This window comes from Mesorhizobium sp. 128a (assembly GCF_053848025.1).
Genome location: NZ_JBSPKY010000005.1, coordinates 153,083 through 168,214, shown reverse-complemented (window position 1 = coordinate 168,214; position 15,132 = coordinate 153,083). Strand labels below are relative to the sequence as shown.

Here is a 15,132-nt window from a genome sequence, read left to right as displayed (position 1 = left end):
CCTGGTGCGGCGTCGCACCTCAACGGCCAGCCTGTACGGGATGGCGCTACATCGCCTATTATTGTGCCTCCTCTCACTCAGGATCAACCAATGGCAACGCCTCCGCGCCGACCGACAAATCCGATGGAAGCCGCAGAGGCTGCCTTCAAGCCGGTCAAAAAGCCGGCGCCACCAATTCGCGAAGCCTCGGCCGCACCGAACGTCAGGGAGCTCGTTTCGATCAGGATCGATCGAGCCGTGCTCGATCATTTCCAGGAAGACGGGCCCGGCTGGCAGGACAGGATCAACGACGCCCTCAGGCAATTGGTCGCCGGCAAGCCGCAAGGTTGAGCCCTCCATCTGCGACGTCAAGGCAACCGTGACCTTGCCTTGACCCCGCCAAAACCCTGCCGCATGGTCCGCGCCCGAACGCGAGCCCTTCCGGGAGACCCTGTTGAACGACTATTTCCTGCTGCCGATGGCTTCGCTGCCCTTCCCCAACATCGACCCGATCCTGGTCCAGATCGGGCCGCTGGCGGTGCACTGGTACGGCATCGGCTACATCGTCGGTATCCTGTTCGCCTGGTGGTATGCCAAGCGGCTTGTCACCAACACCATGCTGTGGCCTGACGGCATCTTGCCGATGAAGCCCATCGATCTCGACGATTTCATCGTCTGGGCCGCCGTCGGCGTCGTGCTCGGCGGACGTACCGGCTACGTGCTGTTCTACGACCTCAAACGCTACATCGACCACCCGCTCGATATCTTCGCCATCTGGCAGGGCGGCATGTCGTTCCATGGCGGGCTACTCGGCGTCATCCTGGCCATGACGCTGTTTTCCATCAAACGCGGCATCCGCACCTGGTCGCTGTTCGACGTCGTGGCGGCCGGCGTGCCGGTCGGACTCGGCCTTGTCCGTGTCGCCAACTTCGTCAATGCCGAACTGTGGGGCCGCGTCACCGATGTGTCCTGGGGCGTCGTCTTCTGCAACGAGCGTCTCCTTCAGTCGGCGGCGGGTTGTGTCGCTGGCCTGGAACCCCGTCACCCGAGCCAGCTCTACGAGGCCTTGCTCGAAGGCGTGGTGCTGTTCCTGGTCCTGCGGTTCCTCACCCATTCGCGGCTGAAGCTGAAGACGCCGCGATTCGTCGGCGGCGCCTTCATCTGCGGCTACGGCCTGTCGCGTATCTTCGTCGAATTCTTCCGCGAGCCCGACCAGCAACTCGGCTACCTCCTTGGTGGCTGGCTGACAATGGGCATGGTGCTGTCGCTGCCGATGGTGCTGGCCGGCATCTGGGCGATGGCCACCGCCAAACCGGCGCCGCAGCCACAGCCGGCATGACACGGCTGAAGACCCGCATCATCGACCTGATCGGTGCGCTAGGCCCCCTACCCGTCAACGAGTATATGGCGCTCTGCCTGTTCGACCCCAGCGACGGCTACTACACGACGCGCGAGCCGTTCGGCGCCCCCGGCGACTTCATCACCGCGCCGGAGATCAGCCAGATGTTCGGCGAACTCGTCACCGTCTGGCTGTATCAAGCCTGGCTGGCAATCGGCCGGCCGCTGCCGGTCACCATCGCCGAGATCGGTCCGGGACGCGGCACGCTGATGAAGGACATGCTGCGCACCCTGTCACGGCTCGATCCTGCGCTCGCTGCCGGTGCGTCCTTCGCCTTGATCGAAACCAGCCCGCGACTGACCGAAATTCAGAAACAGACGCTTGCCGAGAGTTCAGTTGAGGTCAACTGGCACGAAACCATTGCCACGCTGCCCCAGGCGCCGCTGCTGATCGTCGGCAACGAATTGTTCGACGCCGTGCCGATCCGCCAGTTCATTCGCTCCGGAGCCGGATGGCGAGAACGGATGATCGGCCTCGATGACAGTGATGCATTGAGCTTCTTCGCCGGCGCCGGCTCGGTCGAGGCGACGCTGCTACCGGACAATGCCGCCAAGGCGCCGCAAGGCGCTGTTGTCGAGGTGGCGCCGGCCCGCGCCGCGCTGATGGCGGCCATTGCCGAGCGCATAAGCCGCGACGGCGGCGCCGGCCTCTTCCCTGACTATGGCCATCTCCAGCCCGGCTTCGGCGATACATTGCAGGCCGTGCGCAGGCACGCTCCCGAAGATGTACTGGCCAATCCCGGGCAAGCCGATCTCACCGCGCATGTCGACTTTGCGGCACTGGCCTCTCTCGTGCGCGCGCATGGCCTCGATGTGGAATTGACGACGCAGGGGGACTTTCTGCTTTCCATGGGTCTGCTTGAGCGGGCTGGCCTGCTGGGCAGCCAGGCCAGCGAAGAGGCACGCCAAACCATTGCCGACGCCGTCGAGCGCCTGGCCGGGCCCGACGCCATGGGCACGCTGTTCAAGGTCCTGAAAATCCTGCCGCATCAGCCATGGTGACCGTCAGAGATCGTTTACCAGCCGCCCCGCCACACCGCCAAGATAGGTCTCCCATACATGATCGCACATCAGCCGGCGATAGTGCCGCGTGCTGATCAGCCCGCGATACGAAGCGCCGCCGACGTGAAAGAAGCTGTTATCCAGCATGCGATGATCGGCCTCGATGCCGCCGAGGTTCAAGCTGACCGTGGTCTTTTCTGCATTGACGATGTTGTCGTCATCCAGCCTGTCGCGCAGCATCGGCCAGTTGCCGCCGCCAGTATCGAGCCCGGTGTCGAAGCGGGGCGTGAAATCGAGATCGAGATCCTCGACGACCGAAAAGCGAAAGAAGCAGAGCCCCGCCCAGAAGTACCATCCCTGATAGCCTCTTTTGGCGGGATATTTGGTGCCGAAGGCGTTCTTGCCCTCCATGCGCCTGGCTAAATCGACGGCAACCACGGGAAAGCAGTCATGGTCGAGAAAGCCGAACAGGTCGGGCCGCAGCGGGCGCACAATGTTGTGGAAGACCCAGTTCATCGAGATGCCATGCGATCGGTTCGGATTCCATTCGGGATTTCGCGGCAAGCCGAAATAGGCGATGCCGCGCTGCCGGCAGATGGCCTCGATCGCCTGCCGCGCTGCGGGCCTGGACGAATTGTCGATGACCACCAGCGTCATCGCGGTGGAATAAGTCAACCACGCCTGAGTCAGCGCATCGATGACCCAGGGCGTGTTGTAGGCGATGGAGAAGCAAAAATGCCGGGCACCGGTCTGCCTGAGGCTATCGGCAAATTCCGCCCCCGACGCCGCATTGCGTGAGCGGAAATAGCCTTTCACCAGCGTGTTGCGAAAGTCCTTAGCCTTGCGCACCTGCCGGTTCCGATGGATCTGTCGGATCAGGCTTTTGACTGGATTCCAGCCCATGCACTTTCGCCCGCCCCGGAAATTGTCTGGCCATTGGCTATAGTCGAATGCCTGCTTTTCGCCAACTCGGAGCCGATGCGCGATGGCTGCCGCAAATACTGACCGAACTTCGCCTTGACGAAAGCGCTGGCGCGGACAACAAACCCATCCATGCTGAATCAGACCAAACCGGATCCTGTTCGCTCGCAACTGCTGGAAGCGGCGAAGCCGCAAGGCATCCGCCATGGCTATTTCACCCGTATCGGCGGTGTCTCCAGCGGCATCTACCAAGGACTCAACATCGGCACTGGCTCGGATGACGACCAGATGCTGGTCGCCGAGAACCGCCGCCGGGTCGCTGCCTGGATGGGCGTGCCGGCCAGCCATCTCTTGACCGCGCATCAGGTCCACTCGCCCGACGTCGTCATCGTGAGCGAGCCGTTTCCCGGCCCGCGGCCCAAGGCTGATGCCATCGTCACCGACCGCCCGGGCATCGCTATCGGCGCCTCGACAGCCGATTGCGGCCCGGTCCTGTTTGCAGACGCTGAAGCGCGCGTCGTCGGCGCGGCGCATGCTGGCTGGAAGGGTGCTTTCACCGGCGTGCTTGAAAACACCATTGCGGCGATGGAAAGCCTGGGTGCCCGCCGCGAGCGCATCGTTGCGGTTCTCGGCCCTTCCATCGGCCCTGAAAACTACGAAGTCGGGCCGGAATTCGTCGCCCGTTTCGTCGAAGCCGATGTCGAAAACATTCGCTATTTCATGCCATCGGCCAATCCCGGGCATGCGATGTTCGATCTCAACCTCTATACGATCGACCGGCTGAAGAAAGCCGGCGTGATAGCAGAGGGGCTTGGCCGGTGTACCTATGCCGAGGAGGATCTCTTCTTTTCCTACCGGCGCACGACGCATCGCAAGGAACCGGACTACGGTCGGCAGGTTTCGGCAATTGTTTTGGAGAACGAATAATGGCGCTGCATTTCGAACGATCGGAATTTGACGCCCGGCGTGACCGGCTGATGATCGAGATGACCGAGAAGAAGCTCGACGCGGTGCTGCTTTTCGCCCAGGAAAGCATGTACTGGCTGACCGGCTACGACACGTTCGGCTTCTGCTTCTTCCAGTGCCTGGTGGTGAAGGCCGACGGCTCGATGGTGCTGCTCACCCGCTCGGCCGACCTGCGCCAGGCGCGTCACACCTCGATCATCGACAAGATTGTCTTGTGGACCGATCGCGACGGCGCCAACCCGGCGATCGACCTGCGCAACCTGCTAAACGACCTCAATTTGCTCGGCGCCCGCATCGGCGTCGAATACGACACCCATGGCCTGACCGCCTTCAACGGCCGCCGCGTTGACGAACAGTTGCAGACCTTCGGCCAGATCGCCGATGCTTCCGGCATTGTCGGCCGGCTGCGGCTGTTCAAGAGCCCGGCCGAAATCGCCAAGGCCGAAAAAGCCGCCAATCTGTCCGACGACGCGCTCGACGCGGCGCTGCCGCTGATCAAACAGGGCGGCGACGAAGCGCTGATCCTTGCCGCCATGCAGGGCGCGGTCTTTGCCGGCGGCGGCGACTATCCGGCCAATGAATTCATCATTGGCTCGGGTGTCGACGCGCTGCTCTGCCGCTACAAGGCCGGACGCCGCAAGCTGACCAAGAACGACCAGCTGACGCTCGAATGGGCCGGCGTCTTCCACCACTATCACGCACCGATGATGCGCACCGTGCTGACCGGCAAGGTGTCGAAGCGCCATCAGGAGCTGTTCGACGCCGCCCGGGCCGCCCTGCTGGCGGTCGAGAAGGCGATGACGCCCGGCAACACCTTCGGCGACGTCTTCGACGCGCATGCGCGCACGCTGGAAGCGCATAATCTGACCAAGCACCGGCTCAACGCCTGCGGCTACTCGGTCGGCGCCCGCTTCACCCCTTCCTGGATGGACATGCCGATGTTCTACCAGGGCAATCCCGAGCCGATCGCGCCCAACATGACGCTGTTCGCGCACATGATCATCATGGACTCCGAAACCGAGACGGCAATGACGCTTGGCCGCACCTACCTGACCACCGAATCCCAGCCGAAGCCGCTTTCACGCCATGATCTCGACTTGATCGTACAGTGAATCCATAATGACTGGTCCACGCGGGGGCGTTCACGAGAGCAACTCCAGGAAAAGTGTAGTCGGTTTTCCGTCCGGAATTGCGTAAAAGACATAGGGAGTTTTCGGGCAGATGGGACGATCGCATGTGACGACCGTGTCATTGCTCGCAGCGCTCGTGCTGGCCGCTTGTACCAACGCCAAGGACGTCCTCGAACCCTCCGCCATCACGCCGCCGGCAGCCTCGGCCCAGCCGCTATCGGCGGCCCCGGGCACCGCGCCGGCCACGCCTGCGCCATCGTCGCCGGCCGTCGGCGCCACCACACCCGCCAACCCTGCGCAGAGCGCCGCGGCCCTGGCGAAGACGCGGCTGCAGATCGCTCCGATCGTCGGCGCTTCGGTGGAAGCGGCAACGCCGTTGACGGCCGAACTGCAGACGCGCGCCAGGCAGCGCGGCATCACCCTTGCCGGCAGCGCAGACCAGGCCGCCACGCATGTGCTGAAGGGCTACTTCTCGACCATGACGGAAGGCACGGACACCACCGTCATCTATGTCTGGGACGTCTATGACCCCGCCGGCAACCGGCTGCATCGCATCAACGGCCAGCAGAAGGCGGCGTCGGTCAATGCCGCCGAAGGCTGGCCCGCGGTCGCGCCCGCCACCATGCAGGCGATCGCCGACCAGACGATCGACCAGTTCGCGGCCTGGCTCGGCGGCCGCGCCGGCTGATCCGCCTGTTGCCGGCATCCGTCATGCGTTGACGTTTTTGAGATTAGCCGGCGGATTCCCGTCAACGAGGCTTGCAATACCGGCACGGCTCGCTAAAAGCCCGATTAAGAGGCCTAAGAGAGTTTGTCTGCCTCTCCATCCTTCGCCAGGAACGGTGCATGAAGCTTTTCGCGGGCAATTCCAACCGGGTGCTGGCCGAAGCGGTCGCCCGCTATCTCAACGTCCCGCTGGGAAAGGCCAGCGTCAGACGCTTCGCCGACCAGGAAATTTTCGTCGAGATCCAGGAAAATGTGCGCGGCGAGGATGTCTTCATCCTGCAGTCGACCTCGTTTCCGACCAACGATCATCTGATGGAACTGCTCATCATGATCGACGCCTTCATGCGCTCCTCGGCCAAGCGCATCACCGCGGTCATCCCCTATTTCGGCTACGCCAGGCAGGATCGCCGCGCCTCGGGCCGCACCCCGATCTCGGCCAAGCTGGTCGCCAACATGATCACCCGCGCCGGCGTCGACCGCGTTCTGACACTCGATCTCCATGCCGGCCAGATCCAGGGCTTTTTCGACATTCCGACCGACAATCTGTTCTCGGTGCCGGTGATGGCCCGCGACGTGAAGGCCAAATACAAGCAGCTTGCCAATGTCGTCGTCGTCTCGCCCGACATTGGCGGCGTGGTCCGCGCCCGCGCGCTGGCCAAGCGCTTCGATGCGCAGCTGGCCATCGTCGACAAGCGCCGCGAACGCCCCGGCGAATCCGAAGTGATGAACATCATCGGCGCGGTCGCCGGCAAGGATTGCCTGCTGATCGACGACATCGTCGATTCCGGCGGTACGCTGTGCAACGCCGCCGACGCGCTCTTGGCCAACGGCGCCACCAGTGTCACCGCCTACATCACCCATGGCGTGCTGTCGGGCGGCGCGGTGGCCCGCATTGCCGGCTCGAAGCTGCAGGAACTGGTGATTACCGATTCGATCCAGCCGACGCAGGGCGTGCTCGATGCGCCGAACATCCGCGTCATTTCCATCGCCGACCTGATGGGCGAGGCGATCTCGCGCACGGCGACCGAAGAGTCAGTATCGAGCCTGTTCGACTAAGCGGACGCCCATATTAGCAGCCCGTAATCTGCATTGTTGCAGGACGCAGACGTTTCTCCTGACGCGCTTGGCATGGCATACTGCCCCTCCAAACAATGGAGGAGTAGCAGATGCGGCGTAGGACTTTGCTCGGGCTTGCGGTTTCCATCGCGGCTGTCTTTTCGACGCCGGCGGTTTGGGCCGCCGATTTTCCGGACCGGACCATCACAATGGTTGTCCCCTTCTCCGCCGGCGGCTCAACGGATCTGGTTGCGCGCCTTGTCGCCAACAAGATGTCGGAAAAACTCGGCCAGCAGATTGTCGTCGAAAATGTCGGCGGCGCCGGCGGCAGCATTGGTGCCGCCCAGGTCGCCCGCGCCGAACCGGACGGCTACACGATCCTCATGGGCACGGTTGCGACACACGCACTCAATCCGCTGATCCTGAAGACAAAACCTTACGATGCGGAGAAGGATTTTGCGCCGATATCGCTGCTTGTGCTGGTGCCGAACGTCCTGGTCGTGAACCCTCAGTTCCCCGCCAAGGACGTCAAGGAACTGATCGAGTTGCTGAAGAAGGACCCGGACAAATACGCCTACGCCTCGTCAGGCAACGGCACCCCGCTGCATCTCTCGGGCGAGCTTTTCAAGACGATGGCCGGGGTGAGCATGCAGCACATACCCTACAAGGGCGCTGGACCGGCCTTGAACGACGTCATCGGCAATCAGGTGCCGATGATGTTCGACAATTTGCCGTCTTCATCGGGCCATATCAAAAGCGGGACGCTGAGGGCGCTCGGCGTTACCACCAAGGAGCGCGTTCCCTCCTTCCCCGATTTGCCAGCCATTGCCGAAACCATCCCCGGCTATGAGACCTACAGCTGGAACGCACTGTTCGCGCCTGCGGGCACTCCGCCGGAGGTGGTCGCCGTGCTACAGAAGGCGGCAGTTGAATCCCTGAAGGACCCCGATGTGATTGCCCGCATGGGCACGTTCAGCGCCTCGATCGTCGGCTCCACCCCGGAAGAGCTGGGGGCACATGTGAAGGCTGAGCTCGCCAAATGGGAGCCGATCGTCAAGGCGAGCGGCGTTCAGATGGACTGAGGTAAGGACAGCGCGCGGGGCGGAGCCCGCCGCATGGCTTCGCCATTGTCGCGCGCGCCGCGCATATAGCCGCGCGGCGAGGCGCCCAGCATTCGCTTGAACATGGTGATGAAGGCCGGCACGCTGTCATAGCCGAGATCAAGCGCCACCCTGGTGATCGGCTCGCCGTCGGCGAGCCTGGGAAGTGCCGCGAACAGGCAGGCCTGCTGGCGCCATGTCGACAAGGACAGTCCAGTCTGACGGTGGAAGGCGCGAGTGAAGGAGCGCCGGCTCATCCCGGCGGCATCGGCCCATTCGTCGATCGTGGCATGCGGCGACGGTGCCGCCACGAAGCGCCGGCAGAGCGCCGCCAGCCTCGGATCAGTCGGGAACGGCAGCCCGAGCGGCCGTTCCGGCAAGATCGGGATTTCGTGCAACAGCAGGTTCATGATCAGCCCGCCGCGCCCTTCCAGTTCGCCGCCCTGCGGCAGCTTTTCCGACTCCACGATCAAGCTGTGCATCAGCTCGGTGACGCCGACGACGCGCAAGCCTTCCGGCAGGCCGGGGATCGCGGCCGGCATGACATAGACCGAGCGCATCGAGACATCGCCCAGCATCTCGACGGAATGCTCGGTGCCCGCCGGGATCCACATTGCGTGATCGGGCGGCACCATCCAGCGCCCGTACCTGGTCGTCACCAGCACGACGCCGACCAGCGCATGCAACAGCTGGCTGCGGCTGTGGCGGTGGTGCGGCACGTGGTAGCCGTCCGGGTATTCGGTCGGCAAAGCCACTGCAGGGCCGGCAACCTCCTCCAGCCACTGCCAGCGGCTTTCGTGCAACCGTCCGAGATCGGCATTGCCGGCGCGGAAGATGTCCCTGCCATGTGGCATCGGCTATGGCCCACTTGCGAAACTATTGGACCAAAACACGAAAGAAGTCGCCCCGCAAGCGGCTTATAAGGCAAACGTCCCAAGGCGCTCCGTAAGGACGTCCTTAAGCGGTCCGCGAGAAGCGGCCGCCAAGCCTGCCCGCGGGCAAACCACCCGCCAAAAAGACCTAGGAGCCTGCCTTGACCGATACCACAGCCACCAGCATTGCGCCGTCGGCGCCCGCCAGTCTTCCTTCAGCCCAAGCAACCGCCTTTACCGTCATCCTGGCGGTGAGCTTTTGCCACGGCATCAACGACATCATGCAGTCTCTGCTGCCGGCGATCTATCCGCTGCTGAAAGAAAATTACGGTCTCGACTTCTGGCAGATCGGTCTTTTGACCTTCACCTTCCAGGTCACGGCATCATTGTTGCAGCCGGTCATCGGCATGATCACCGACAAGCGGCCAATGCCCTATTCCCTGCCCTACGGCATGGCGTCCTCGCTGATCGGCCTGATCGTGCTCGCCTATGCCGGCCATTATGCGCTGCTTTTGGTCGGCGCCTCGCTGATCGGTATCGGCTCGGCGATCTTCCATCCGGAATCCTCGCGTATTGCCCGCTTCGCCTCGGGCGGTCGCTTTGGTCTGGCGCAATCGCTGTTCCAGGTCGGCGGCAATTTCGGCCAGTCGATGGGGCCGCTGCTCGCCGCCTTCATCGTCGTGCCCTTCGGCCAGACCAGCATCTCCTGGTTCGCCGTCGGCTCGCTGATCGGCATCATTGTTTTGTCGCGGGTCGGCAGCTGGTACAGTCGGATGCGCGCCGCGCAAGGCAATCGCAAGGCGGCAAGCTTCGTCTCGCCCTTCCCGCGCAAAAAGGTCATGGGAGCGCTGGCGGTGCTAACGCTGCTGGTGCTGAGCAAGAACGCCTACATCGCCTCTCTCTCCAGCTATTACACCTTCTATTCCATCCATAAGTTCGGCGTGTCGGTGCAGATGAGCCAGGTGATGCTGTTCCTGTTCCTCGGCGCCTCGGCGCTCGGCATCCTGCTCGGAGGTCCGTTCGGCGACCGCTACGGCCAGAAGGCGATGATCTGGTTCTCGATCGTCGGTGTGCTGCCGTTCACGCTGGCGCTGCCTTACGCCAATTTCGAATGGACGATGGTGCTGACGGTGTTGATCGGCCTGATCCTGTCATCGGCCTTCTCCAACATCGTGGTGTTTGCGCAGGAACTGGTGCCAGGGCGTGTCGGCACCATCGCCGGCATCTTCTTCGGCTTCGCCTTTGGCATGGGCGGCATTGCGGCTGCCGTGCTCGGCGTTATCGCCGACATGAAGGGCATCGATTTTGTCTTCCAGGTCTGCTCGTATCTGCCGCTGCTCGGCCTGCTGACGGTGTTCCTGCCCAACATGAAGGAAGCCAGGAAGGCGCAGGCGACGACCGGCTGAAAACCGCCGATCTCCAGAACGCGACATGAGGGCGTGGCAGCTGCCGCGCCCTCTTTGATTCTTTCACCTTACGCCGGGTGAAAAGACTGCTAGGAAATAGCATCAACGAAGGCTTGGGGCCTCCGGCAGCTCTGGAGATGATATGCGCAAAATCATGTTGGCCGTGGTGGGTTTGCTCCTTGTTACCTTGCCGGCGACGGCACGCATCGTCCCTTTCCCCCCGGGTTTCAAGACGCAGTCCGTCGAAACCAACGGCACCAAACTCTATGTGCGCGTCGGCGGAAAGGGCCCCGCCGTCGTGCTGCTGCACGGCTTTGCCGATACCGGAGACATGTGGGGCGCCGCGGCGGCGGCACTTGCGAAGGACCATACCGTCATCGTGCCGGACCTGCGCGGCATGGGTCTGTCTGCTCACCCGGACGCGGGCTACACCAAGAAGAACCAGGCCGTCGACATTGCCGGCGTGTTGGATGCCCTGAAGATCGACAAGGCCGACCTGGTCACGCACGACATTGGCAACATGGTCGGCTATGCGCTTGCCGCGCAATATCCCAAACGCATCACCAAATGGGTCATCATCGATGCGCCGCTGCCGGGAATCGGCGACTGGGAAAAGATCAAGCAAAGCCCGCTGCTTTGGCACTTCAACTTCCGCGGCCCGGATATGGAGCGGCTGGTCGCGGGGCGCGAGCGCATCTATCTCGATCGTTTCTACAACGAGCTGTCGGCCGACCCCAAGAAGATCGACGAGGCAACGCGCAAGCACTACGCCAAACTCTATGCCCGCCCGCATGCGATGCATGACGCTTTCGAGCAATTCAAGGCCTTTGACCAGGACGCGATCGACAACCAGGCGATGCTCGCAGCCGGCGGCAAACTGACCATGCCGGTGCTGGCTGTTGGTGGGGAAAAATCCGCCGGCACTACGCAGGCCGATATCTTGCGGCTTGTTGCCACCGATGTCACGGGCGGCATCGTGCCCGACTCCGGCCACTGGATCATGGAGGAAAACCCCGACGCCACCGTCGAGCTGATCACAGGTTTTCTCGCCAAATAGGCGCTGCCCCGCGGACATTTCGATAACAGCACAAAGGCACCCGCCCGACGGCGGTGCCTTTGTTTATCCAAGTCGCAGATTTCTAGGCCTTGAAGAAGGCCAGCAGGTCGGCGTTGATGACATCGGCATGGGTCGTCGCCATGCCATGCGGAAGACCCTTGTGGACCTTGAGCTCGCCCTTCTTGAGCAGCTTGACCGACAGCAGCGCCGAGTCGGCGATTGGAACGATCTGATCGTCGTCGCCATGCAGGACAAGCACCGGCACGTCGATTGCCTTAAGGTCTTCCGTGAAGTCGGTTTCCGAGAACGCCTTGATGCAATCGTAATGCGCCTTGGTGCCGCCCATCATGCCCTGGCGCCACCAATTCTCGACGACAGCCTGCGATACCTGGGCGCCGGGACGGTTGAAGCCGTAGAACGGACCGGCTGCAACATCGTGAAAGAACTGGGCGCGGTTGGCGGCCTGGGCGGCGCGGAAACCATCGAACACCTCGATCGGCAGGCCGCCGGGATTGGCTGCCGTCTTCAGCATGATCGGCGGCACGGCGCCGATCAGGACAGCCTTGGCGACACGACCGCCTGAGCCATACTTCGCGACATAGCGGGCCACTTCACCGCCCCCGGTCGAATGGCCGACATGGAAGGCGCCCTTGAGGTCGAGATGTGCCACAAGTTCCGCGACATCGGCGGCGTAAGTGTCCATCTCGTTGCCGGTATCCGTCTGTGTCGAGCGGCCATGGCCGCGCCGGTCATGGGCAATGACGCGGTAGCCCTTGGACAGGAAGAACAGCATCTGGGCGTCCCAGTCGTCGCTGCTCAGCGGCCAGCCGTGATGGAATACGATGGGCTGGCCGGTTCCCCAATCCTTGTAGAAAATCTCGGTGCCGTCCTTGGTGGTGATCGTGCTGCTGCCGGGCTTGGTCATCTCAATCTCCGTTGATCGCTTTCGCGACAATAAATATCGCGATAACAATATTGCTAGCGTAGATCGAAACCCTTGTCTACAAAAAATATGTATCGCGATATCTTTTTTCGTGGTACATATCTGAGAATGCTCAGTCGGCAAAGGAATGGGCCGTGCCTCTCCCCTTGGACAATCAGCTCTGTTTCACGCTCTACGCCACCTCAATGGCGATCAACCGCACCTACAAGCCGATGCTGGACGAGATGGGCATCACCTATCCGCAGTACCTGGTGCTGAACGCGCTTGCCGAGGCCGACGGCATGTCGGTGGGCAGCATCGCGCACAGGCTCGCTCTGGAATCGAGTACGATCACGCCTCTGGTCAAGCGCATGGAACAGGCAGGCCTGGTCACCCGCCAGCGCAGCCAGACCGACGAGCGTCAGGTACAGGTCGATCTGACCCCAGCCGGTCGCGCGCTGCTCACCCAGTGCAACTGCCTCAACGAAACCCTGATCGAGCGCTCGGGCATGACGCTGGCGCAGCTCGATGCCTTGAACCGGCAGATCCAGACGCTGCGTGACGCGTTGAGCGGCAATCAGTAGGCCGGCAGCGAATACGCTACAGGCCTAAAGCCGCCTTGAAAGTGGACAGTTCCGTGTCGGTGATAGGGACCACGTGCTGCGGTTCGGGATAGACGCCCGTCTGCACGTCGGAGATGAATTCGCGATAGGCGGCGACGCGCTCGCGCTGCAGCCGTTCATATTCGGCGGCGAAGTTGCGGTACGTCTTGGCGTGGCGCGGTCTGTGGCCAGCCGTGTGGCCGAGCACGTCCTCGCTGAACAGGTATTGCGCATCGGCATGCGGCCCGGCACCCATGCCAAGCATGATCATCGGCGTATTCCTGGTGATCAGTTCGCCAATGCGGTCGGGCACCACCTCCAGCTCCGCACCGAAGCAGCCAATGGCCTCCAGCCGCTTGACGTGATCCCACACCGCACGCGCGCTCTCGGCTGTCCTGCCGACGGCCTTGAAGCCACCGGTCCAGGTGCATTGCGACGGGATCAGGCCGACATGGGCGACGACCGGCACGGCATTGTCGCAAAGCGTCTTCTGGATATCGAGCGACGCGGCACAGTAGAAGCAGTCGCCGCCGATGCGCATGAAGTGGTAGGCGGTTTTGAGATAATCCTCTGCGGTGACCAGATTGCCGGCGGGGCCGTAGGGCAGCCCGACCTGCACGAAACAGCGGCCGGCCGCCTCGCGCATCTCGGGTGAGAAGAAGCGGCCCTCGATCGACAGCATGTCGACGCCGGCCGCATCCGCCGCCGCAGCCTCTTCGAGCGTGGTGACGTAAAGCATGGAGATCTTTTGTTCGCGGCTCTTCATGGCGCGGATGTCGGCGACCGTGGGGCGGCTGCTCTTGGTGACCATTGTCGTTCCTCAGACTGTGAAAGCTTCGCGGAAGGCTTGCAGGGCAGCCTCGGGATCACTGGAGGCAAACGCCTCCAGTCCCACGGGTCCGCGATAACCCATGTCCTTCAGCGCACGGGCAATGCCTCGGTAGTTGATCTCGCCGCTGCCGGGCTCCATGCGTCCGGGAACGTCGGCGACTTGGACCTCGCCGATCCATGGCAGGCTGTTGCGGCACAGCTCGATCAGATTCCCTTCACCGATCTGCGCATGGTAGAGGTCGAGATTGAGGCGCAGCCCCGGCCGGTTCACACTCGATACCAAAGCAAGCGTATCCTCGGCACGCCCAAACGGCACGCCGGGATGGTCGACCGGAAGGTTCAAATTCTCCAGCGTGAAGGTTACGCCCTCGGCCTCAGCGAGATCAGCGATGCGGTTCAGCGTGTCGCGCGCCTTGAGCCACATCGCGCCAGTGATGGTCTCGCAAGGCGTGACCGGCAGGCCGCCCTCGCCGAGACCGGTGCCGTGCAGATTGAGCCGTGCGACGCCGAGGCGCTTGCCGACCGCCGCCGTCTCCTTTGCCGTCTTCAACAGTTCGGCGGCGCCCTCGTCATCGGCCAGCCGGCCGCGCAGATAGCCGTTCATGATCGAGAAGGTAGCGCCGGATTTCTCCAGCATTGCGAGGTTGTGCTCAGGCCAGTTCCACAGGCCGACCTGGAAGCCCATTTCGGTGAGGCGCTTGAGGCGGAACTCCATCGGCCGGTCGCGCCAAAGCATTTCGGCGCAAGCCGCAAGCGTAAAAGGATCGGACATGTCAGACCTCGATATGCACGCGGCCGTCCTCGACCTTCGTGGCGTAGGTTTTAAGGTTCACGCAGACCGGCGCGCGCACGGCTTCGCCGGTCCGGTAATCGAACACGCCGTTGTGCTTCGGACATTCGATCCTGTATTCCATGACCAGCCCGTCGCAGAGATGCACCTTCTCATGCGTACACAACCCGTCGGTGCAGAAGAACGCATCGTCCGGACTGCGGAAGATGGCGAAGGTCCGGCCTTCGTGATCGAAGCGGATGACATCCTCTTCCTCGATATCGTCCGTCGCACACGCATCAATCCACTTTGCCATTGCTGGTTCCTGCAAGCCTGTCTCTGGTTGGTTGAAAAGGCGGCCGGCGGAACCATGCGTTCCGCCGGCCGCACAGGAA

Annotated in this window: 17 protein-coding genes; 11 read left to right on the top strand and 6 right to left on the bottom strand. The window is 62.8% G+C overall.

Features of this window, described 5'->3' with window-relative positions; genetic code table 11:
- Positions 1 to 90 precede the first annotated feature (90 nt).
- The 3 genes from ACWTU9_RS11615 (at position 91) to ACWTU9_RS11605 (ending at position 2,379) form a co-directional block, all read left to right on the top strand.
- Positions 91 to 330 carry a BrnA antitoxin family protein gene (locus tag ACWTU9_RS11615; protein WP_455858395.1) on the top strand — a complete coding sequence of 80 codons (240 nt, stop codon included), beginning with the start codon at positions 91 to 93 and terminating at the stop codon, positions 328 to 330.
- A gap of 103 nt (positions 331 to 433) precedes the next feature.
- Positions 434 to 1,318, top strand: a complete 885-nt coding sequence (lgt, locus tag ACWTU9_RS11610; RefSeq protein WP_455858394.1) for a prolipoprotein diacylglyceryl transferase — start codon at positions 434 to 436, stop codon at positions 1,316 to 1,318.
- A complete protein-coding gene (locus ACWTU9_RS11605) occupies positions 1,315 to 2,379 on the top strand; it encodes a class I SAM-dependent methyltransferase (RefSeq protein WP_455858393.1) in 1,065 nt (354 codons plus the stop codon). The genes lgt and ACWTU9_RS11605 overlap by 4 nt, the downstream gene beginning before the upstream one ends.
- 3 nt (positions 2,380 to 2,382) lie before the next feature.
- On the opposite strand, the gene ACWTU9_RS11600 is transcribed toward ACWTU9_RS11605, so the two are convergent.
- A complete protein-coding gene (locus ACWTU9_RS11600) occupies positions 2,383 to 3,282 on the bottom strand; it encodes a hypothetical protein (protein ID WP_455858392.1) in 900 nt (299 codons plus the stop codon).
- 150 nt (positions 3,283 to 3,432) lie between these two features.
- On the opposite strand from ACWTU9_RS11600, the gene pgeF reads away from it, so the two are divergent.
- From pgeF to ACWTU9_RS11575, 5 genes are all read left to right on the top strand, one after another.
- Complete coding sequence (gene pgeF, locus ACWTU9_RS11595) at positions 3,433 to 4,227, top strand: peptidoglycan editing factor PgeF (protein ID WP_455858391.1); 795 nt, start codon at positions 3,433 to 3,435, stop codon at positions 4,225 to 4,227.
- Positions 4,227 to 5,378 carry a M24 family metallopeptidase gene (locus tag ACWTU9_RS11590; protein ID WP_142869245.1) on the top strand — a complete coding sequence of 384 codons (1,152 nt, stop codon included), beginning with the start codon at positions 4,227 to 4,229 and terminating at the stop codon, positions 5,376 to 5,378. Before pgeF ends, ACWTU9_RS11590 begins: the two co-directional genes overlap by 1 nt.
- Positions 5,379 to 5,487: 109 nt before the next feature.
- Positions 5,488 to 6,084, top strand: coding sequence for a hypothetical protein (locus tag ACWTU9_RS11585; protein ID WP_454585612.1), 597 nt, complete (start codon positions 5,488 to 5,490; stop codon positions 6,082 to 6,084).
- A gap of 158 nt (positions 6,085 to 6,242) precedes the next feature.
- A complete protein-coding gene (locus ACWTU9_RS11580; protein ID WP_142869247.1) occupies positions 6,243 to 7,178 on the top strand; it encodes a ribose-phosphate pyrophosphokinase in 936 nt (311 codons plus the stop codon).
- Positions 7,179 to 7,288: 110 nt separating this feature from the next.
- Positions 7,289 to 8,260 carry a Bug family tripartite tricarboxylate transporter substrate binding protein gene (locus ACWTU9_RS11575; protein ID WP_455858390.1) on the top strand — a complete coding sequence of 324 codons (972 nt, stop codon included), beginning with the start codon at positions 7,289 to 7,291 and terminating at the stop codon, positions 8,258 to 8,260.
- Here ACWTU9_RS11575 and ACWTU9_RS11570 read toward each other — a convergent pair.
- Entirely contained in the window at positions 8,248 to 9,132 is an 885-nt protein-coding gene (locus ACWTU9_RS11570) for an AraC family transcriptional regulator (RefSeq protein WP_455858389.1), read from the bottom strand. The genes ACWTU9_RS11575 and ACWTU9_RS11570 overlap by 13 nt on opposite strands.
- Before the next feature lie 179 nt (positions 9,133 to 9,311).
- Between ACWTU9_RS11570 and ACWTU9_RS11565 the strand changes: the two genes are divergently transcribed.
- Positions 9,312 to 10,556 (top strand): MFS transporter, encoded by a 1,245-nt coding sequence (locus ACWTU9_RS11565; protein WP_455858388.1) that lies wholly within the window; start codon positions 9,312 to 9,314, stop codon positions 10,554 to 10,556.
- A 142-nt stretch (positions 10,557 to 10,698) separates the two neighbouring features.
- Positions 10,699 to 11,613 (top strand): alpha/beta fold hydrolase, encoded by a 915-nt coding sequence (locus ACWTU9_RS11560; protein ID WP_455858387.1) that lies wholly within the window; start codon positions 10,699 to 10,701, stop codon positions 11,611 to 11,613.
- A gap of 82 nt (positions 11,614 to 11,695) precedes the next feature.
- Here ACWTU9_RS11560 and ACWTU9_RS11555 read toward each other — a convergent pair whose 3' ends face one another.
- Positions 11,696 to 12,538 carry an alpha/beta fold hydrolase gene (locus tag ACWTU9_RS11555; protein WP_454585617.1) on the bottom strand — a complete coding sequence of 281 codons (843 nt, stop codon included), beginning with the start codon at positions 12,536 to 12,538 and terminating at the stop codon, positions 11,696 to 11,698.
- Between the two features lie 152 nt (positions 12,539 to 12,690).
- Between ACWTU9_RS11555 and ACWTU9_RS11550 the strand changes: the two genes are divergently transcribed.
- Positions 12,691 to 13,119, top strand: coding sequence for a MarR family winged helix-turn-helix transcriptional regulator (locus tag ACWTU9_RS11550; RefSeq protein ID WP_455858386.1), 429 nt, complete (start codon positions 12,691 to 12,693; stop codon positions 13,117 to 13,119).
- 16 nt (positions 13,120 to 13,135) lie between these two features.
- Here ACWTU9_RS11550 and ACWTU9_RS11545 read toward each other — a convergent pair whose 3' ends face one another.
- The 3 genes from ACWTU9_RS11545 to ACWTU9_RS11535 are packed head-to-tail and all read right to left on the bottom strand — an operon-like array spanning position 13,136 to position 15,053.
- Positions 13,136 to 13,948: a 3-methyl-2-oxobutanoate hydroxymethyltransferase gene (locus tag ACWTU9_RS11545; RefSeq protein ID WP_455858385.1), complete on the bottom strand. Its 813-nt coding sequence runs from the start codon at positions 13,946 to 13,948 to the stop codon at positions 13,136 to 13,138.
- Positions 13,949 to 13,957: 9 nt separating this feature from the next.
- Entirely contained in the window at positions 13,958 to 14,740 is a 783-nt protein-coding gene (locus ACWTU9_RS11540) for a TIM barrel protein (RefSeq protein WP_455858384.1), read from the bottom strand.
- Between the two features lies 1 nt (position 14,741).
- A complete protein-coding gene (locus tag ACWTU9_RS11535) occupies positions 14,742 to 15,053 on the bottom strand; it encodes a MocE family 2Fe-2S type ferredoxin (protein ID WP_454585621.1) in 312 nt (103 codons plus the stop codon).
- Positions 15,054 to 15,132: the final 79 nt, after the last annotated feature.